Raw genomic sequence first — 19,161 nt, forward strand, 5'->3', positions numbered from 1 at the left:
ACCATCGCGATTACCGGATGGTTAACCCTTCTCTTATCGATTCAGGGCGCGTTTTGCCAAGCCTTATTGTGGCGAGAGCGAAGGCGGGCCTTCGGGAACACCGGCATTTGCCGCGGGGACCGCGCGCGTATCGTTCGCGACCTGTTGCGGCGCCGGATCGTCGGCCCAGTCCCACAGCTCGCCCTTCACGCGCTTGTAATTGACCTCGGGATCATAGAGCGCGCCGCCATCGAGCCCCAGGTCGCGCGCCTCGGCCTTGCCCATCGCTGCGAGCACCGAGAAAGCGGCGACGTAGCTGTTACGCTGCGCCGAGACGAGCTGCACCTGCGTGTTCAGATATTCCTGTTCGGCGTTCAAAATGTCGAGAATCGACCGCGTGCCGACGCTGTTTTCGGCGCGCACGCCTTCGAGCGACAGCGCGTTCGCGCTCACCGCCTGCCGCGTCGCGGCGATGATACGTTCGTTCGCCTGCCACGCGGCATAAGCGCCGCGCGTCTGCGCGATGACGCCGCGCTCGACCTCGATATATTGCTCGATCGCCTGGCTGCTGCGCGATTGCGCCTGGCGCACCTGCGCCGAACGGCGGCCACCAGTGAAGATCGGCAGCGTGACTTGCACCCCCGCCGCCGCGCTCGACGTCTCTTGCGTCACGCTGACCCCTGGCACGCCGCTGTTCAGCGATCCGAGGTAATTATTGTAGCCGCCATTGACGATCGCCGACACTTTGGGCGCCCGGCTCGACTTGGCGGTGCCGATGTCGGCCTTCGACGCGTTGACCAGTTCGTTCGCCGATTCGATGTCGGGATTGCTGGTGAGCGCGACCGTGACCGCATCCTCGGCGGTCGCGGGCAGGTTCGGAAGCGGCGGCGGCGGCTGCAGATCGACCGGCGCCTCCCCGACGAGGCGGATATAGCCCTCGCGGCTGGCGATCAGATTGGCTTCGGCGGTGCGCAAATCGCCCTCGGCCAGCGCGAGCCGCGCTTCGGACTGCGCGACGTCGGTGCGCGTCAAATCGCCGATCTCGAACCGGTCGCTCGTCGCCTGCAAATTGGTGCGCAGCACCGCGACATTCTTCTGATTGAGCTGGACGATCGCCTGGTCGCGGATGACGTCCATATAGGCGCCGACCACCTGCGAGAAGACGCTCGCCTCGGTCGCGCGCAGATCCGCCTGCCCCGCCTCGACGCGATATTTCGCGGCGCGCAGCGCATTGCGCACCGCGCCGCCCTGATAGAGCGGCACCGTCAGCTGCGCGCCCGCCGACAGCGAACGCGCGGGAGAATTGAAGCTGTTGCCCGGAAGGATCAGATTCTCGTCATAGCTCGCCTGCGTGCCGATGTCGGGAAGACCGTAGCTCTTCTGGATCGGGACATTTTCGTCGTTCGCGCGCTGGCCGGCCCGCGCAGCGGTCAGCGTCGGATTATTCTCATACGCCTTCGCAAGCGCTCCTTGCAATGTTTCCGCATGCGCACCCGTCGGCAGCAGCAGCAGCGCGCCCGCCGAAAGGCCGGCAAGCCAGCGGGCACGACGAAGGGACGGTTTTTTATCGGTATCGGTCATCGTGGTGTCAGCCTGTAGCAAGGAAGGGTGGGTCCGGTCGTCAGAACTGAAAGCCCGCGGGCGCGGCGAAGCCGGCCAGCGGCGCGACGTCCATGTCGGCGAAGCTGCGCAGCGCGACGGTGCCGCCGACCTTGACGCCTTCGACCAACCGCGTGACCGCGCCTTCGCGGCGCGCCGCCACGAGCCGGCCCCCCTCGGCGAGCTGCGCGACGAGCGCGGCGGGCAGCGTTTCGATCGCGCCTTCGACGATGATGCGATCGAACGGGCCGGCATCGGGTGCACCCGCGGCGAGCGGGCCCTGGACCCAATGGATATTGGCGTCTGCGGTTGCTGTCTGCGCCGTCGTCATCAGCTCGGCATCTTCTTCGACGGCGTGGACTTCGGCGCCGAGGCGCGCGAGCAGCGCCGCGGTATAGCCGGTCGCGCTGCCGACGAGCAGGACGCGCATCCCGGGGTGCACCGCCGCGGCGACGAGCATGCGGCCGGCGACGAGCGGGGCATTCAGCGCGCGGCCGTTCGCGAGCGCGATCGCGCGGTCCATATAGGCGACGCCGGCGAGCGCGGCGGGCACATGCGCCTCGCGCGGCACGACGGCCATCGCGCCGATCACCGCGGGATCGATGACGTCGTTCGTCCTGAGCTGGCTGTCGATCATGGCGGAGCGCATCTCCGCCGCCGTGATTTCGCTAAACTTTGTCGCCATCAGCCGTGTTCCGATTCCCTGAGGGTTAAGCCTTTGCGGGGCAGCTCTAGCCGAAGCGGCGCTGTATTGCAATAGTAATACAGCGGAGCGACCCGCTGCGGCGCGCATAGCCCGCCGGCGCCGGACCGCCAACCCCGCATCGGCCAAGGATCGCGCGCGATATGGATTCGAAATAGCGAAACAAGCGGATTGCCAGTGCCAAATGAAACCGCTAGGGGCGCTGTCTCCACGCATTTCAAGCGCCTGAGGCCCGATGGCGGAGTGGTGACGCAGCGGACTGCAAATCCGTATACGCCGGTTCGATTCCGGCTCGGGCCTCCATTACCCTGTCAGCAGACGGCTGCTGATGGTTGAAAAACTCCCAGTTTTCTGCTAGTTATTAAGCATTCACTGATTGCCGGTGATGGTCACTGATTGTCCGTAATTGCGGTCGTTGGGGGCCTTTTTCGGGGCAGAGGCTGCCCCAAAATGCGCGAGGCCCCCAAATGGCGCTGACCGATGCCGCGATCCGGAATGCCAAGCCCCGGGAGAAGCCTTACAAGGTTTCAGATGCGAAGGGGCTATATCTTCAGATCAATCCGCATGGCAGCAAACTTTGGCGACTAAAGTATCGCATAAATGGCGCAGAACGTAAGCTGGCGCTGGGTGCCTATCCGGAGGTTAGTTTGGCGGAGGCTCGCGAGGCGCGCGATGCAGCCCGCAAGCAATTGGCGCGATCGATTGATCCGAGCTCCGTTAAGCGCGAGGCTCGAATTGAGGCGAGCGTTCGCGCTCGCAACAGTTTTGCGCAGGTCGCCGACGATCTTATCCAGAAGAAGACCCGCGAAGGATTGGCCGCGCCGACGCTGAAAAAGATGCACTGGTTCGTGAAGCTGCTGGGTCCTGAATTTGGCAGGCGGCCGATCGCGGAGATTACGCCTCACGAGATTTTGCATGAACTTCGCAAGCATGAGCGTCGGGGTAGGCTCGAAACCGCCAATCTCCTGCGGTCTTTCGTGAGCCGTGTGTTCCGCTACGGCGTCGCGACCGCGCGCGCTGACCGTGACCCAGCGCATTTGTTGATCGGCGCGCTGACGATTCCTAAGGTAAAGCATTTTGCGGCGATTACCGATCCGGTGGCTTTTGGCGGGCTACTGCGCGCGATCGACGACTATCAGGGCGACCCGGCCGTCATGACGGCATTGAGACTCATTCCCCATCTGTTTCAGCGTCCCGGCGAAATGCGACAGATGGAATGGAGCGAGATCGATTTTGACAGGGCGGTCTGGACGATTCCGGAAGCTAAGATGAAGATGCGCCAGCCCCATGCGGTGCCCCTTTCGCGGCAGGCCTTGGCGATCCTTGCCGACATGCGGTTGCTGTCTGGCTCTGGCCAGTATGTCTTCCCGTCGGTCCGCACGCGGGCGCGGCCAATCAGCGACAACACGCTGAACGCCTCGCTACGGCGAATGGGGATTCCCAAGGACCAGATGACTGCGCATGGTTTTCGCACGTCGGCATCGTCGCTTCTCAATGAATCGGGATATTGGAATCCCGATGCGATCGAGCGTGCGCTGGCGCACGCGGTCGGGGGGACAGTCCGCCGCATTTACAACCAGTCGGCCTATTGGGCCGAACGCGTCGAAATGGCCCAATGGTGGAGTGATTATCTCGACGATCTGCGTGAAGGAGGAAACCGATGCCCGTCGCCGAGACCTCAGCACCGACCGGCATACGGCATAGGTCGAGGGGTGCCCATCGGAGCCTCGCGCGGATCGCCACTCGCCTCTTATTCGCCAAGGACAAGGAGGGGGTGGGGTTAAGTGTGATCGACCGGGTAGTGGATTGAGCCTGTTGAAATGGCGCAATAATGGAGCGACTATCTCGATGAATTGCGCGCAGGAGGAAACAGATGACAGGTCGCCCCGGAGAAGGTTGGAAAATCTTCGCAGACGGGGACGAAGCGGACAATGTGCCCCTCTGGAAGGTGTTGGCCCAATTCAGATCGGACGATCTGGATGAAGGTTTGAACACGAACGCGGCCATCATCGATCAGGCCAAGCCGTCGCCGCTGCGATTTTATAATCTGGCTTTCATCATCAGCTTCGGGTTTGGGTTCCTGTCTATAATCTTCCTGATCGGCATCCTTGTCTCGGACCATTCGACAGCGACCGACATCTTCTACTACCTCACACTCGCTTCGCTGGCAGCCACGATGGCGCCGCACCTTGGGCGGCAGGCATATCAATACGGCCTGAAAATCCCCGATGCCCCATTGAAGCTGCCCCACGCGCCGGACAGGCTCTTTGACGAGGTGCTGGGTTATTTGCAGAAGGTGGACGGCCCGCAAGCCTATTATCTTTCCCGCTTCCGCAAGCAGCGGGTTCCTCTCAAACGCAGGCAGTTTTTCGGCAGACTGCGCTATTTTCTGTTCTCCGAACACAGCAAGGATCGGGGGATGGTCATGCGTTACCCGACCGCGATGTCGCTGCCCGCCGACCTTTATCTTCATCGCGATGATGTCGAGACGATGCTCGCGATGAGCAGACCGAAGCGCAGAGGCGGACCCGGCCGGAACACCAAATACCGCTATGACGATGCGATTGTCTCGTTGATCGGTGACCCCCGGCTAGGCACACTGGATATAGCCGATCGAACGGCGGCCATCAGCACCGTCAAAGATTGGCTGTATAAATGGCTCGAAAAGAATGCCGATGAGTCCGGTGACGTGCCGCGCCGCGATCAGTTGACGCGTTATGCGGAAAAAATCTGCACGCATTTGGAGATGAACGCGTCCGCCGAAGACCGCTGACCAGCATTATCGTTTTTCGATCGCCGCCAGTGGATTTTCGGACCCCAGCCCTGCATTTCTGTAATGCGCGTCAACGGCAGACTTCTAGGGCTTTCCCATTGCTGGACGACACACCGGCAACCATGTGCAACTTGGCATGTCTCTCGCCGCGAATCGGCAGCAAGGAGACACTCGCATGGAACCCATTGCCATATCGATTAATGACACCGCCAAGGCGCTCGGCGTCGGGCGCTCGTCGGTTTACGCCCTGATAAAATCCGGTGGTCTCGACGCCATCAAAATCGGCAGGCGAACGCTGCTGACCACCGAATCCATCCGGCGATTGGCGCAGTTCCGCACAGCCATCTGACCCGCAGGCGCTCCACGGGCCCAGCCTTTTGAACTGGCGGGGCCACTCCGCGCCTGCTCCCCGAAGCACCCGAGAGCTTTGCATCGTGATTTCACGAAAGGATTCCTCATGTCCATTTTTCAACGCGCCATGGATCGGCTGGCCCATCACTTATGGGTTGGCCGCGAGGTCACGCTCCACTTCACCGCCGACTATCGCATCGCCCGATTCACCCTGCCGCTCATCGAGCGGCTGCTCGCAGACGACGAGGACGGCGAAACCTATCGCAGTTCCATCGCGCATTGGACGCTCAATGAGCGCCCGTCGCTCCATATCCACCGGGGCGAGGTTTCAAGTTTGCGGATCGACGGGCCGTTGCAAAAGGCGGGCGTGAGCTATCTTCCGCTGGGCGGGTTGATCGAGTCTCCCGGCGTGACCACGCATCTCGATCCGATTGAAGCCCATCGGCTCGACGGGCGAGTGCAGGAAGCGGTCGAGCGAGCAATACGCGACTGGATCGTCGAACATGGTCTTTACGATCAGCCGCGCCAGCGCCGCGAGATCGACCGCCCCAAGACCGACCGAGAAGCCCGTGCGGCAATCGCCCGATGGGTGGACGAGCATTCCGCCAAACGGGCAACCGGCGCCATGCCGAACGCGAGCGATCGACCCGGCGATTGCTGCTCCGGCGAACCCGACGGCTCCTTGTGCGATGCTTGCCGGAAAAGTTCGGCGCATGCCTGATCCGGCCGCCCTTATGGCGAGGTCGCAGGGCCACGATGCTACGCATCGGACCCGTAAATTGGATACACACCTCACGCACGGGTGCATCCAGCTTTTCCGCCACTTTTTGAGGCGGCGATCCGGCGGCGCCTTTTCCTGTGTTCTTGGAAAGTGCGGATTTCCGCCTTTGGTTGAGACAGCGGATCGCTGTCTCATGGGAGGCGGCCGATGAAACTCGTTCGCCACACCGTCCGCCTGCCCGTGTCGCTCGACAAGGCGCTTCGCGCGCTCGCCGAGCGCCGAGGCATCAGCGTCTACGCGATGCTCCAGCGCAGCGTGAACACGGGCGTCGCGACGCTCGCCGACCCTGCCGCGCGCGACACCATATCGGGTGAACTGGTCTCCGAACTGGCGTCGGTCAGCAACCGCATTGCCGATATCGAACATATGCTGGACCGGGCGCTGTTCACCGCCTGCGCCGCCTATTGCTACGCCCGTAGCGCGGGGTTGGGCGAGCGCACCACCGATGAGATCGCTGTCGCCGAGATCAACGAGGCCTACGATCGCCAGCGGCGGCTTTCGCAGGGGAAGCGGCCATGATCCAATCTCACGATCGCCGCATCCATGCGGATGCTCTGCGCCGGCACCATCGGCTTAGCCAGTGGCAGCGGTTCAAACGACAGGCTGGTGTCATGCTCGCATCGGTCGCCCTGGGCGCGATCGGTGCGCCCTACGCGATGCTCGACAAGAACGAGCAATGGGCGATCGGCGTATTCGCCCATGCGCAGGGAGCGCTTTGGATCGCCTTCAGTCCCGATCCGGCGATCACCGTCACATACGAGGGCGCACAATATCGCGTCCCGGCCCGCGCGGTGGTTGCTGACCGCTATTATCGCGGATCGGCATCACGCCTCTTGTCGCTATCGAGCAAAGGCGGCCTGCTCGGTTTCGTGGGCTGGCTGTCCGGCCTGCTTCTCTTGCGCGGCGTCAGGGCGCGCCGTCGCGAGCGCGCCTTGCGCGATCGTGTCATCGCCGGAACCCTCGTCACCACTGAGAAGCAGCTTGCGGCCCTGACCGCCGCCGATGCCGAATCCAATGCGCTCGCCATCGGCTCGGTGCCGATCCCGGCGCGGCTCGAGACGCGGCATACAGCAATGATTGGCACGACCGGCAGTGGCAAGACCACGGCGCTGCGCCAGATGCTCGATGAGGTCGAGGCGCGTGGCGAAGCGGCGCTGGTCTATGATACCAGCGGCGAGTTCATCGCCCATTATTACGACCCCGAGCGCGGCGACATCATCTTGAATCCGTTCGATGCCCGCTGCGCTTTCTGGTCGCCGTTCGCCGAGATCGCGCACCCCGCCGACGCCGACCGTATCGCGCAGCAGCTTATCACCGAGACCGGCCAGCATGATCGCGATGTGTGGCTCGAAACCAGCCGCATTCTTGTTGCCAACATGATCCGGGCACTATGGCGCGAGGGCAAGTGCAGCTTGCCCGATTTGCTCGACGCCTTGCAGGATCGCACCAAGGACGACCTCAAAGTCTGGCTGGCGGGCAGTTCGTCCGCGCGGACCTTCGCCGAGGACGCCGACCGCGCAACGGGCAGCGTCTTGTTCATGCTCGCCAAGGCCGCGAACCTGATCCAGTTCCTGCGCACCCAAGCAAAGGATGAAACGCCCTTCGCCTTCCGGGATTTCATCGCCGGGCTCGACAGGCGCACCGGCGCGCGCCCTTGGATATTCGTCCCGCGCAAGGAGGATTATTTCGAGGCATCGAAGCCCCTGCTCGCCTGTTGGTTAGAATGCGCGGCGAGCGCCGTGCTGGGGCTTCCCCCGTCGCTCGATCGGCGAATCTGGTTCGTGCTCGACGAGCTGGCCGACCTGCCGCGCGTCGATAATCTTGCGCGGCTCCTGCCCGAAGGGCGCAAGTTCGGCGCGGCGGTGGTGCTGACCTTTCAGGCGCTTGGCCAGATGCGGCATCGTTACGGCCCGCAGATCGCGGAATCGATGCTTGGTTGCTGCAATACCAAGCTGTTCCTCCAGACCATCGACAGCGAGACCCGCGTTTGGGCCAGTCAAACGATCGGCGAATGCGAAGTCGAAATCCAGACCATGACCGACGCGCTCGCCGAGGGCGACGATGCGGCGCGCACGACCTTGGGCCGGATGCGGAAGATGCGGCCCGCCATTCTCGAAAGCGAACTCCGCCTGCCGAAGTATGAGGGCTATTTGCTGTTCCCCGACGGGTTGCCGGTCGCGCGGATCAAGCTCACCGCCGATCATCTCGCGCGGCGCGGGAAAGCACGCCAGCCGGGGTTCGTCGCGGGCGATCCGAAGACTACGCATTGGCGGCAGGCAGCGCACGCGGCACCGCCTTCGCCGCCATCGCCGCGGCCATCACCGCCGCCGCCTAAGAGCCGGGGGCCGGTCTGATGGTGGCGTCGGTATCGGCGCTGACCAGTTCGGCGCAGGCCAGAAGCTATTATGAGGCCGATGACTATTATGCCGAGGGCGGCTTATCCCCATCTGAATGGCAGGGCCAAGGCGCGGAGGTGCTCGGCCTTTCCGGCGAGGTGGATCGCGATCAATTTCGTGATTTGCTCGACGGCCGGATCAACGAGCAGCGACTAGGCACCTATCGCAATGGGCAGTTGGAGCATCGTCCCGGCTGGGACGTGACCTTGAGCGCGCCCAAGTCGGTGTCGATCATGGCCGAGGTCGCGGGCGACCGGCGCTTGATCGCGGCACATAGCGAGGCGGTCAAAACCGCGATGGCGCATGTCGAGAAGCATATGGCCGCGACCCGCATCCGCGATGGTGGCACCGTGACCCGCGAAGCGACCGGCAATCTCGTCGTTGCCAGCTTTCAACACGGCACCAGCCGCGCTCAAGACCCGCAGCTTCACACTCACAACGTCATCATGAACGCGACGCGGGGTGAGGACGGCGCATGGCGCAGCCTTGAGCCGCGCGCCATCTACCAGCTTCAAAAACAGATCGGCGCGATCTACCGGCAGGAACTGGCGCTGAAGGTTCGCGAACTCGGTTATGAGGTCGAGGTGGGCAAGGACTCGCTGTTCGAGATCAAGGGCGTGTCGAGCGAGGTCATCGGCGCGTTCAGCACCCGCAGCGCCGAGATCGAGGCGGCGCTTTCCACACGCGGCACAACGCGCGATGCCGCCAGCGCCGCCGAAAAGCAGATGGCCGCGCTCAACACCCGGCAAGCGAAGGTCGCGACCGATCACGCCGCCCTTGTTGCCGACTGGCGGGAGACCGCGAGCGCAGTCGGGTTCGGAACGGAGGCGCGGCTGGCGATGGTCAGGCACGCTGAAACCAATGCCGCCAGCCCCGCGCACCGCGCCGACATGACCGAGCAGGCGACAATGGCGGATCGCGCTGTCGCCCATGCCGCCGACCAGCTCGGCGAGCGACAGTCGGTCTTTTCGGCCTCCGCCTTGCAGGAGGAGGCCGGACGGATTGGGCTGGGCAAGGTCGCTTATTCCGAGATCGGGGCCGCTATCGACGCCGCCGCGAAACAGGGCGAATTGATCGACCGGACCTATCTCGACCGGCATGGCGCGGAGTTCGCCGGGTTCACCACGAGCCAGAATGTCGAAACCGAAGCCAAAATGCTGCGGATCGAGGCCGAGGGGCGCAGCGCGGTTGCGCCCATTGCGTCGCCGCTCGCCGCCGCCAAGGCCGTTGCCAGCGCGGCGACGCAGGCCGAGCGGGCGGGCTTTGGCTGGAACGCCGACCAGCGCACGGCCACCGAGCAGCTATTAACTAGTCGTAATCGCATCACTGCTGTTCAGGGCTATGCGGGCACCGCCAAGACCACGACCGTTCTTGCGACCTTCGCCCGCGAGGCCGAGGCGCGGGGCCTGTCCGTCGTCGCGCTTGCTCCCACGGCGTCGGCCGCGATGGTGCTGGGTGACGCGCTGGGTGCGTGCAGCGATACGGTCGCGCGGCATTTGTTGTCGCCCGAGCGCCCGCATCCCGGCCAACCCGCCGCGTGGATCGTGGACGAGGCATCCCTTTTATCGGCCCGCGACACCGCCCGGCTGCTCGACCTGGCCGACAAGCACCATGCCCGCATTATCCTTGTTGGCGACGTGAAACAGCTTGGATCGGTCGAGGCGGGCGCGGCGTTCGCGCAGTTGCAGGGCGCGGGCATGGAGACGGCGAAGCTCGGCGAGATCGTTCGACAAACCAACGCGGCCACCAAGGAAGCCGTGCTGGCGTCGATCGAGGGTGATGCTAAGAAGGCGCTGGCCGCGCTGGATCGTGGCGGCGGCCAGATTATCGAGAATGCCGATCGTGCCGAACGCTTCGCCACCATCGCCGAACGATATGCCGGACTGGAAAGGGCGGCGCGCGCCCGCACCCTCATTATCGAGCCATCGCGTGAGGGTCGCGATACGCTGACGGCGGATATTCGCGCAGCGCTCACCAGATCGGGCGTGCTCACCGGCCCCAGCGTCGCCATGGAGAGCCTTGCCAATAAGGGGCTGACCCGCGCCGAGGCGCGCGACCCGGTGAGCTATGACAAGGGTGATGTGGTCAGGTTCACGCGCGACTATGCCGACAAGGGTGTGGTGCGGGGCGAAGCCTATCGCGTCGAGAGCATCGACCCGGCCAAGGCAGCCATCGCGCTCAAATCAGAGGACGGGCGCCGGGTGGATTGGCGGCTTAGGCAATGGGGCGCTGGGAAGGTTCAGGCTTTCGCGCCGCAGCCCTTGGACCTGAGAATCGGCGACAACATCCGGTTCACCCGCAACGACCGAGAAGCGGGCCGCATCAACGGCGGGCGCGGCGAGGTGATCGCCGTGGATGACCAGACCCGCACCGCCATTATCCAGACCGCACGAGGGACGACCGAGACGCTCAATCTAGATGCCGCCCGTGACCGGCATATCGCCCATGCCTATGTTGAAACAGCCTTCGCAGCCCAAGGGCGCTCCGCCGAGCATGTCATTATCCATGCCGACAGCAAGGCGACCAATCTAGTTGATCAGAAGAGCTTCTACGTGGGGATTTCCCGTGCCAAAGAATCGGTCACCATCTTGACCAATGATCGCGGCAATCTGATGTCCGCTATCAGTGAACGCGCCGGGAGGGTGCAAACGGCCCTTGATAAGCTCCATGGGGCGGGGGCTACATTGGGCCTGCCAGCAGCGGCAGCTACGATGGCGCCGGGCAGGTTGATGGGGATGGGCTAACCAATCGGTTGAGAACGCTCTTTGAACGGTCTATCGAGCCGTTCAAAGGCGTAGCTGTTACGCAATGATCACGGCGTTCTTTTCTTTATGAGCCTAATAAAATCAAAGAAGCGCGTCGCAGACCACGGGGAAGTGTTCACGCCGCCTTGGCTCGTCGAACAAATGCTGGATCTCGTGAAGGGCGAAACGGAGCGGATCGACGCGCGGTTTCTTGAACCGGCTTGCGGTAGCGGCAATTTCCTCGTGCCGATCCTGCAACGCAAGCTAGCCGCCGTGGAGCTGAAATTCGGCAAGTCCGATTTTGAGAAGCGGCATTATGCCCTGCTGGCGGTGATGTGCGCTTATGGGATCGAGTTGCTGCCCGACAACATCGCCGAATGTCGGGCGAATATGCTTGAGGTCTTTGCCGCTTATCTTGGCCTAGCCGAGACGGATGAACTGTATCGCGCCGCCTTCTATGTCCTGTCACTGAATCTCGTGCATGGCGATGCGATGACGATGCGCGACACGGCAGGCGCACCGATCAGCGTGGTGGAGTGGGGCTATCTTGGCAAGGGCAAGTTCCAGCGCCGGGACTTCAGGCTGGACGTGCTTACCGGCATGGCAAGTTTTAGCGCAGAAGGCTCGCTGTTCGCCGGACTCGGGAAGCACGAAATCTTTACGCCCACTTCATCATATCCGCCGATGACGGCGAGCGATTTGGCGAGGTTTGCCAGCGGCGAAACGGGGGGAGCCGTATGAACGAGCAGGTGGGGTTTACTCTCCGGGGGCGCAATCCCGATGTTCTGACCTGCATCGCCAATCTTTCCAACGACGAGGTATTTACGCCTCCCGAGTTTGCCAACCGGATGCTGGATACGCTTGCGGAGGCTTGGGCTGCGGGCAACGGCGGTGCGAACATCTGGGCCGATAGCACGGTCACGTTCCTTGACCCGTTCACGAAATCCGGCGTGTTTCTGCGCGAAATCACCACGCGGCTGATCGCCGGACTGGCTTCGGAAATCCCCGACCTGCAAACACGGGTCGATCATATCCTGACGCGGCAGGTATTCGGTATCGGCATAACGAGGCTGACCAGTCTGTTGGCGCGACGCAGCCTTTATTGCTCGAAACACGCCAACGGCGAACATTCCGTGGCGAAGGGCTTTGCCACCGAAGGCGGCAATATTTGGTTCGAGCGCACCGAACATGCGTGGCAGGATGCCAAATGTAGTTTTTGCGGCGCTCCGCGCGCGCTCTTTGACCGAGAACCAGAGCTTGAAAATCATGCCTACGCCTTCATCCATGCCAATGACATTAAAGCTCGCATCGGCGAGTTGTTCGGAGCCGACATGCAGTTCGATGTGATTATCGGAAACCCGCCCTATCAGATGACTGGCGGTGCGGGCGGCACAAGCGACTCGTCCATCTACCACCTGTTTGTGCAACAGGCGTTCAATCTTGAACCCCGCTTCGTGAGCATGGTCGTGCCGTCGCGGTGGATGGCTGGTGGACGCGGGTTGGACGAGTTTCGCGCCGAAATGTTGACCAGTGGCCACATTCGTAGCCTGACCGACTTCTCCGATTCCGGCGCCGCGTTCCCGGGCGTCCAGATCAAAGGCGGCATTTGTTATTTCTTGTGGGACCGCGACAACACCGGTCCTTGTGACGTAACGCGCATTTCCGATGGTGTCGAACACCTTCAAAAAAGCCGTTCGCTCGGCGAGTTCGATGTATTCATACGTGATGAACGCGCTCTCGGAATCCTGCGGAAAGTTATAGATACGAATGAACCGTCCATTCTTGAGCTGATTTCTGGCGATACGCCCTTTGGTATCGCTACGAATTTCGAGGATTGGAGCGAGAGCCAAGGGCAGGGACAAATCCCGTTGCATCTCATTAGTCGAGGAAAGCGAACCGTCGGCTACATGAATCGCAACGTAGTCAGAAAGAACGTAGCCGCGCTCGACGTTTGGAAGGTCTTGGTGCCCAAAGCCTACGGTGCCGGAGAGTCATTCCCACACCAGATTTTGGGAAAAGAGATCGTTGCTTCGCCACCCTCAGCCTGCACCCAAACCTACCTTACGGTATCGCCTTTCCAATCAGGGGAAGCTGCGCGCAGCTTCGCCAGTTACTATCGGACCAGGTTGTTCCGCTTCCTCGTCTCCGTTCGGAAAATCACCCAAGACGCTCTGCGATCGACATATTCATGGGTGCCGCAGCAGACATGGGACCGGACGTGGACCGACGATCTTCTATATCAAAAATACGGCATCGGGCCGGATGAGGTTGCCTACATCGAGAGCATGATCCGCCCGATGGAGGCCAATGGTGAGTAAGCCCACCGTTGACGAAATCCTCACCCCGAAGCCGAATGCGCGTCCGCGAATCTACGCCTATGCCATTGCTGCCGATACGCATGACGGCTTGCTGAAAGTGGGCCAGACTACCCGCGACGTGAAGCAGCGGGTGTCAGAACAGCTCAAAACCGCAGCCATCACGAATTACACCATCGAGCTGGACGAAAGCGCCGAACGCGATGACGGCGGGATAATCACCGATCACGCCGTGCGCGATGCTTTGAAGCGCAAAGGCTTCGCCAACCCGCAGCTCGAATGGATGCAATGCGCGGTCGCGGACGTGAAAACCGTGCTGGTCGAGCTTCGGACCGGCCAGCAATTCACCGGCACGCACCACGAGGATTTTCCGCCGCGTGACGAACAGGCGCGGGCCGTCGAACAGACCTTTGCCTACTATCAATCCCGCTGGCAGGAGGACGCCGCCGCTGTTCCCCGCTTCCTCTGGAACGCGAAAATGCGGTTCGGCAAGACTTTCACCAGCTACCAGCTTGCCAAGAAGCTGGACGCCAAGCGCGTTCTGGTCCTGACCTTCAAGCCCGCTGTCGAGGACGCATGGCAGACCGATCTTGAATCCCATGCCGATTTCGACGGCTGGCGATACCTTTCGCGCAATGCAGGTGGCGATCCGCGCGAAGTCCCGGCGGAAACGCCGCTGGTCTATTTCGGCTCGTTCCAAGACCTGCTGGGGCGAGACAAGGCGGGTAATATCAAACCGCGCAACGAGTGGATTCACACGATCAACTGGGATTTGGTCGTGTTCGACGAATACCATTTCGGCGCATGGCGCGATACGGCGAAGGAGCTTTTCGAGGGCGAGGATGCCGCCGTTGCCAAGACGGAAGCCAGCATCGAGTATGCCGCCGACCTTGAGGACGTGAACGAAGATTTGGGCGTCCTGTCCGAAAGCGAGGCCGAGTTTCTGCCGATCACCACGCGGGCCTATCTCTATCTGTCCGGCACCCCGTTCAAGGCGCTCGCCACCGGCGAGTTCATCGAGGAGCAGATATTCAACTGGACCTATACCGACGAACAGCGGGCAAAGGCCGAGTTCGCGGCGAAGAATCCGGGCAAGCGCAATCCCTACGGTGCGCTGCCGCAAATGCGGCTTCTCACCTATCAGATGCCCGACGAGTTGCTGGCGATCGCCAGCGCCGGGGAGTTTGACGAGTTCGATTTGAACGCCTTCTTCACCGCGACCGGCACCGGCGACGCAGCCACGTTCCAATACAAGACCGATGTTCAGAAATGGCTGGACATTATCCGGGGTGGCTATGCGCCGCAGGCGGTCGAGAGCCTGAAAACCGGCACGCGCCCCCCTTTCCCCTATTCCGATGTTCGGCTGTTGCCTTACCTGCAACACTCGTTCTGGTTCCTGCCTAACGTCTCCGCCTGTCACGCAATGGCGAATTTGTTGGCCGAGAAGCACAACGTATTCTGGCATGATTACACAGTGATCGTGTCGGCAGGGGCGACGGCAGGCATCGGCCTGGACGCTTTGCCACCCGTCCGGCAGGCGGTCGGCAGCGGCTTCGACACCAAGACCATCACCCTGTCATGCGGTAAGCTGACCACCGGCGTCACCGTGGCGCAATGGTCGTCCATCCTCATGCTGCGTAACCTGAAATCCCCGGAAACCTATTTTCAGGCGGCGTTCCGGGTGCAGTCGCCTTGGTCAATCAAGAACCCCAACGGCGATAACCCGAACGAGGAAGAAATCCTCAAACCCGTTTGTTTCGTGTTCGACTTCGCGCCGACGCGGGCTTTGCGGCAGTTGTCCGAATATGGCATGGGCCTATCACCCGGGGAGGCGAACCCCGAAAACGCCGTGCGTGAGCTTGTCTCGTTCCTGCCAGTCCTCGCCTATGACGGCGCGAACATGACCCAGATCGACGCGGGCGGCATCCTCGACATTGCGATGGCCGGAACGTCGGCCACGCTGCTAGCCCGCAAATGGGAATCGGCGCTGCTGGTCAATGTCGATAACGACACTTTGCGCCGAGTGCTGGACAACCCCGAGGCGATGGCGGCGGTGGAGCGCATCGAGGGCTGGCGCTCCCTTGGCGACAACATCATCGAAACGATCATCAACAAGTCAGAGACCGTCAAAGAGCTGAAGGCCAAGGCCAAGGCCAATGGCGGCGAATTGTCGGCGAAGGATAAGAAGGAGCTTACGGAGGAAGAAAAGGAATACAAATCCAAGCGCAAGCTCGTTCAGGAAAAGCTGATTAAGTTCGCCACGCGGATCCCGGCCTTCATGTATCTGACGGACTTCCGCGAAAACACGCTACAGGACGTTATCACCAAGCTGGAACCCGACCTGTTCCATGCCGTCACCGGCTTGACCGTTGCGGACTTCCACCTGTTGGTGCGCCTCAAGGTGTTTAACACCGAGCGGATGAATGAAGCCGTCTTTGCGTTCCGTCGCTACGAGGACGCCTCACTACGTTATACCGGCATCGAAAGCCACGAAGGGCTGACCCACTACGGCCTCTACGACACCGTAGTTGCGAAGGAATGAGGGGGAGTGACGTTTGAATTTCGATCCGGCAGCCTCGTTTGAGGATAACCTTGCGCTGTTTAGGGCCGAGGCTGAACGGCTCGATCCCGAGTGCGCGCGCATCCTGTTCGACAATTTGGCGACGCTGACGCGCCAAGGGGACGGCGCGCGCGACCGGCAGGCGATTCAGGATTTCAATCGTGCTGTCCTTGCGGCGCTCAACGCTCTCCCGGACCCCGCATCATGAGCCGGTATTTCCTGAAACAAGCCACCATCGAGGGGTTTCGCGGAATCAACAACGACGGCGATCCCCTTGTCCTTCGCTTCCGGGCTGATTGCGTCAATTCCGTTCACGCGCCCAACGGCGTCGGCAAAAGCTCGATTTTCGAGGCCCTGCATTTTGCCATCCACGGCACCGTGCCACGGCTCGAAGCCTTGCAGGATGCCGAGCAAGGGCCAAGCTACATCGTCAACAAGTTCCATCCCGGCCAGCAGGCGACCATCGATCTTGTGTTCGCCAGCGACAACGCCACGCCGGACATATCCGTCACCGTAACGCGCACCGCCGGAGGCGGCCGCACCGTTACATCGCCGACCGGCCATGCCGACCCCGAAGCCTTCCTTGTCAGCCTTCGGGAAGATTTCGTGCTAGTCGATTATCCGCGCTTTGCGTCCTTCGTGGATGCCACCCCCTTGGATCGGGGCCGGTCCTTCGCATCCCTTGTCGGCCTCAGCCGCTATTCCGGCTTGCGCCAAGCGTTGGACGGCGCGCGCAACACGCGCAACGTCAACAGTGACCTTGGCCTGTCTACGCTCGAAACCGAGGTGACAACGGGGCAGCGCGCCCTTGCCGGCATCGCTTCACGCATCACCGCATCCCATCAGGAAGTGACCGGCACGGCACCGGCCAGCATTGACGATTTGGCCCCGCTTAAAACCAATGTGACGACAGCCCTTGCCGGCATCGCGTTGTTCGCGCCGCTGCTTGCGGGCGTGACCGTCATGGGGTTGGACTTCGAAGCCGCCGAACAGGCCGTTGACCGCGAGGAAGGCGGCGCATCACGCAAGGCGCTCGACACCCTCAATACCACCGTCACGACCCTGACCGCCCTTGCCGTGCCGCAGGCCGAGATCGACGACATCGACTCGTTGCTGGCCTTGGCGCGCTCGCGTGACGACGCGATCAACAAGGTGGGGGCGGCCGCCATCCACGCTTTGCTGAAAGACGCGCTTTCCGTCGTCACCGGCGCGGACTGGCACGATCCCCGTCAGTGTCCGGTTTGCCAAAACATCGCCGCCGCTCCCTTGAAGGACCAGCTTGAGGTCAAGATTGCCCTCTATGATGAGGCCGAACGGCTCGATACCGATTTGCGCACCAAGGCGGCGGCATCGGCAGCCCTCGCCAAACTCCGCCAGTTGGAAGAGTGCGCCGTGTTGAACGTAGCCGTGGCGGATCGCGTCACGCCGAGCCTTGCCATCCGCCAAGCCTCGATTGCGACGGCGGATTTGCAGCGCGGCAAAGACCGGCTTCTCGCGCTCGAAACCAGCCGCACCGATGCCATCACCACCGCCAACGCAGAGATCGCCACGCTGCAAACCAGCTTGCCGCCGTCACTTGTTCAGGTCACGCGCACGCTTGGGCAGGCAAAGCAGTTCCGCGACGCCGTGCGCGAATACGAGCGCGACACGCCGATGCTGGCGACCAAGCGCGCGAAGCTCGCCAAGCTCAACCGCTGGAAAGCCTTTATTGGCAATGCCTATCAGGCGTTTGCCACGGCGGAGGCCGCGCTTGCCAATGCCCGCATCACCGACATTCAAACGAGTTGTCAGGACTTGTTCGGCCATCTTGTGCGCGGTGGGCCGGACGTGCAGCCCACCTTGAGCCGGGCGCAGGACAGCGAGAAGGTCGATCTCAAGCTCGCGGATTTTTTCGGGCTGCGTGACCAGAGCGCGCGGGCCTTGCTGTCTGAAAGCTACCGTAACGCCGTCGCCGCGTCGATTTTCCTTGCAGCCGCCACGCGCCACAGCGGCGTGCCACGCTTCATGGTGCTGGACGACGTGACTTCTAGCTTTGATGCGGGCCACCAGTTCAGTTTGATGGAGGCCATTCGCACACGGCTTCGCCACGGTGCCGCAGGCGGCGTGCCCGATGGACTTCAATTCATCATCTTGAGCCACGACACCAGCCTTGAAAAATACTTCGACCGGCTCGGTAACACGACCGATTGGCACCACCAGAAACTGCAAGGGATGCCACCGCGAGGCCGCTTGATGGTGTCGGCACAGGAGGCTGACCGCCTCAAAGCGCAGGCCCAGCAGTATCTCAAAGCCGGACAGATTGACCAGGGCGAACCCTTCCTGCGTCAGTATCTCGAATACAAGCTTGGCCAGATTATCGCGCGCCTCACCGTGCCGGTGCCCCCGGACTACGCCACGCGCGGTGACCGCCGCACGCTGTCCACCTACCTTGAGGCGATCACCAACGCGGTGGCGCTCTATCAGGCGGCTGGACGCTGTGTGCTGACGCAACAGCAGATCACCGACCTTAGCACGCATCACGCCCCGTCGATCATCGCCAACTACGTCAGCCACTATGAATCCGGCGCTGGCACACCGTTCAACGCCTATGCCTTGTTGGGGGTGTTGCAGAGCGTCGATGACTTCGCCGACTGCTTCTCATGGACGGACCCCGCGAATAATCAGAAGAAATACTACCGCGCGCTCGACCGGCAACGCTAATCCGATTGCCAGCTCTATCGGCCTGCCATCGTCGCGATTGGCGAGGGGCGGGGCTGTTGGCACGGTGGACATTGTTCCCTTGTTGGCAGCCGTGAACGTCGCTGGCCTCATGCGTGGATTCACTGGCTTGGCCAGATCGGGCGTCAATCGCGTGCGCTTCCGCGACTATCGTCTTGTGCAGCTTCCCCTGTCGGGCAGCCTCCGGCTGACATGACCCCGCGACCTCTTGGCCGCGCCTTTCTCTCCACATCGGCCGCAAC

General features: G+C 62.2%; 14 protein-coding genes and 1 tRNA gene. 13 read left to right on the forward strand and 2 right to left on the reverse strand.

Annotated features, from left to right (window positions below; genetic code table 11):
* Positions 1–63: 63 nt before the first annotated feature.
* Entirely contained in the window at positions 64–1,560 is a 1,497-nt protein-coding gene (locus tag OVY29_RS18835) for a TolC family outer membrane protein (RefSeq protein WP_313911899.1), read from the reverse strand.
* A gap of 40 nt (positions 1,561–1,600) precedes the next feature.
* Positions 1,601–2,263: a protein-L-isoaspartate O-methyltransferase family protein gene (locus OVY29_RS18840; protein ID WP_037553742.1), complete on the reverse strand. Its 663-nt coding sequence runs from the start codon at positions 2,261–2,263 to the stop codon at positions 1,601–1,603.
* A 247-nt stretch (positions 2,264–2,510) separates the two neighbouring features.
* Here OVY29_RS18840 and OVY29_RS18845 point away from each other — a divergent pair.
* The 13 genes from OVY29_RS18845 (at position 2,511) to OVY29_RS18905 (ending at position 18,901) form a co-directional block, all read left to right on the forward strand.
* Positions 2,511–2,584, forward strand: a tRNA-Cys gene (locus tag OVY29_RS18845).
* Positions 2,585–2,748: 164 nt separating this feature from the next.
* Entirely contained in the window at positions 2,749–4,065 is a 1,317-nt protein-coding gene (locus tag OVY29_RS18850) for a tyrosine-type recombinase/integrase (RefSeq protein ID WP_313911900.1), read from the forward strand.
* 89 nt (positions 4,066–4,154) lie between these two features.
* Entirely contained in the window at positions 4,155–5,054 is a 900-nt protein-coding gene (locus tag OVY29_RS18855) for a hypothetical protein (RefSeq protein ID WP_313911901.1), read from the forward strand.
* A gap of 175 nt (positions 5,055–5,229) precedes the next feature.
* Positions 5,230–5,403, forward strand: a complete 174-nt coding sequence (locus OVY29_RS18860; RefSeq protein ID WP_313911902.1) for a helix-turn-helix domain-containing protein — start codon at positions 5,230–5,232, stop codon at positions 5,401–5,403.
* A 78-nt stretch (positions 5,404–5,481) separates the two neighbouring features.
* Complete coding sequence (locus tag OVY29_RS18865; RefSeq protein WP_313911903.1) at positions 5,482–6,126, forward strand: hypothetical protein; 645 nt, start codon at positions 5,482–5,484, stop codon at positions 6,124–6,126.
* Positions 6,127–6,333: 207 nt separating this feature from the next.
* A complete protein-coding gene (locus OVY29_RS18870) occupies positions 6,334–6,705 on the forward strand; it encodes a hypothetical protein (protein ID WP_313911904.1) in 372 nt (123 codons plus the stop codon).
* A complete protein-coding gene (locus OVY29_RS18875; protein ID WP_313911905.1) occupies positions 6,702–8,540 on the forward strand; it encodes a type IV secretion system DNA-binding domain-containing protein in 1,839 nt (612 codons plus the stop codon). The genes OVY29_RS18870 and OVY29_RS18875 overlap by 4 nt, the downstream gene beginning before the upstream one ends.
* Positions 8,540–11,326: a MobF family relaxase gene (gene mobF / locus OVY29_RS18880; RefSeq protein ID WP_313911906.1), complete on the forward strand. Its 2,787-nt coding sequence runs from the start codon at positions 8,540–8,542 to the stop codon at positions 11,324–11,326. Before OVY29_RS18875 ends, mobF begins: the two co-directional genes overlap by 1 nt.
* Before the next feature lie 87 nt (positions 11,327–11,413).
* On the forward strand, positions 11,414–12,067 hold the full coding sequence (locus OVY29_RS18885; protein WP_313911907.1) for an N-6 DNA methylase: 654 nt from the start codon (positions 11,414–11,416) through the stop codon (positions 12,065–12,067).
* A complete protein-coding gene (locus OVY29_RS18890) occupies positions 12,064–13,644 on the forward strand; it encodes an Eco57I restriction-modification methylase domain-containing protein (protein WP_313911908.1) in 1,581 nt (526 codons plus the stop codon). Before OVY29_RS18885 ends, OVY29_RS18890 begins: the two co-directional genes overlap by 4 nt.
* The gene (locus OVY29_RS18895) at positions 13,634–16,183 is read left to right on the forward strand and encodes a restriction endonuclease (protein WP_313911909.1); all 2,550 of its coding nucleotides are present in this window, start codon (positions 13,634–13,636) and stop codon (positions 16,181–16,183) included. The genes OVY29_RS18890 and OVY29_RS18895 overlap by 11 nt, the downstream gene beginning before the upstream one ends.
* Positions 16,184–16,196: 13 nt before the next feature.
* Entirely contained in the window at positions 16,197–16,409 is a 213-nt protein-coding gene (locus OVY29_RS18900) for a hypothetical protein (protein WP_313911910.1), read from the forward strand.
* Positions 16,406–18,901 (forward strand): AAA family ATPase, encoded by a 2,496-nt coding sequence (locus OVY29_RS18905; protein WP_313911911.1) that lies wholly within the window; start codon positions 16,406–16,408, stop codon positions 18,899–18,901. Before OVY29_RS18900 ends, OVY29_RS18905 begins: the two co-directional genes overlap by 4 nt.
* Positions 18,902–19,161 lie beyond the last annotated feature (260 nt).

Source organism: Sphingopyxis sp. SE2 (genome assembly GCF_032227185.1).
Classification (GTDB): domain Bacteria; phylum Pseudomonadota; class Alphaproteobacteria; order Sphingomonadales; family Sphingomonadaceae; genus Sphingopyxis.

Excerpts from the sequence above, each read along its gene's own strand:
- OVY29_RS18835 (WP_313911899.1), bottom strand. The coding sequence starts at position 1,560 with ATGACCGATACCGATAAAAAACCGTCCCTTCGTCGTGCCCGCTGGCTT.
- OVY29_RS18840 (WP_037553742.1), bottom strand. The coding sequence starts at position 2,263 with ATGGCGACAAAGTTTAGCGAAATCACGGCGGCGGAGATGCGCTCCGCC.
- OVY29_RS18850 (WP_313911900.1), top strand. The coding sequence starts at position 2,749 with ATGGCGCTGACCGATGCCGCGATCCGGAATGCCAAGCCCCGGGAGAAG.
- OVY29_RS18855 (WP_313911901.1), top strand. The coding sequence starts at position 4,155 with ATGACAGGTCGCCCCGGAGAAGGTTGGAAAATCTTCGCAGACGGGGAC.
- OVY29_RS18860 (WP_313911902.1), top strand. The coding sequence starts at position 5,230 with ATGGAACCCATTGCCATATCGATTAATGACACCGCCAAGGCGCTCGGC.
- OVY29_RS18870 (WP_313911904.1), top strand. The coding sequence starts at position 6,334 with ATGAAACTCGTTCGCCACACCGTCCGCCTGCCCGTGTCGCTCGACAAG.
- OVY29_RS18875 (WP_313911905.1), top strand. The coding sequence starts at position 6,702 with ATGATCCAATCTCACGATCGCCGCATCCATGCGGATGCTCTGCGCCGG.
- mobF (WP_313911906.1), top strand. The coding sequence starts at position 8,540 with ATGGTGGCGTCGGTATCGGCGCTGACCAGTTCGGCGCAGGCCAGAAGC.
- OVY29_RS18885 (WP_313911907.1), top strand. The coding sequence starts at position 11,414 with ATGAGCCTAATAAAATCAAAGAAGCGCGTCGCAGACCACGGGGAAGTG.
- OVY29_RS18890 (WP_313911908.1), top strand. The coding sequence starts at position 12,064 with ATGAACGAGCAGGTGGGGTTTACTCTCCGGGGGCGCAATCCCGATGTT.
- OVY29_RS18895 (WP_313911909.1), top strand. The coding sequence starts at position 13,634 with ATGGTGAGTAAGCCCACCGTTGACGAAATCCTCACCCCGAAGCCGAAT.
- OVY29_RS18905 (WP_313911911.1), top strand. The coding sequence starts at position 16,406 with ATGAGCCGGTATTTCCTGAAACAAGCCACCATCGAGGGGTTTCGCGGA.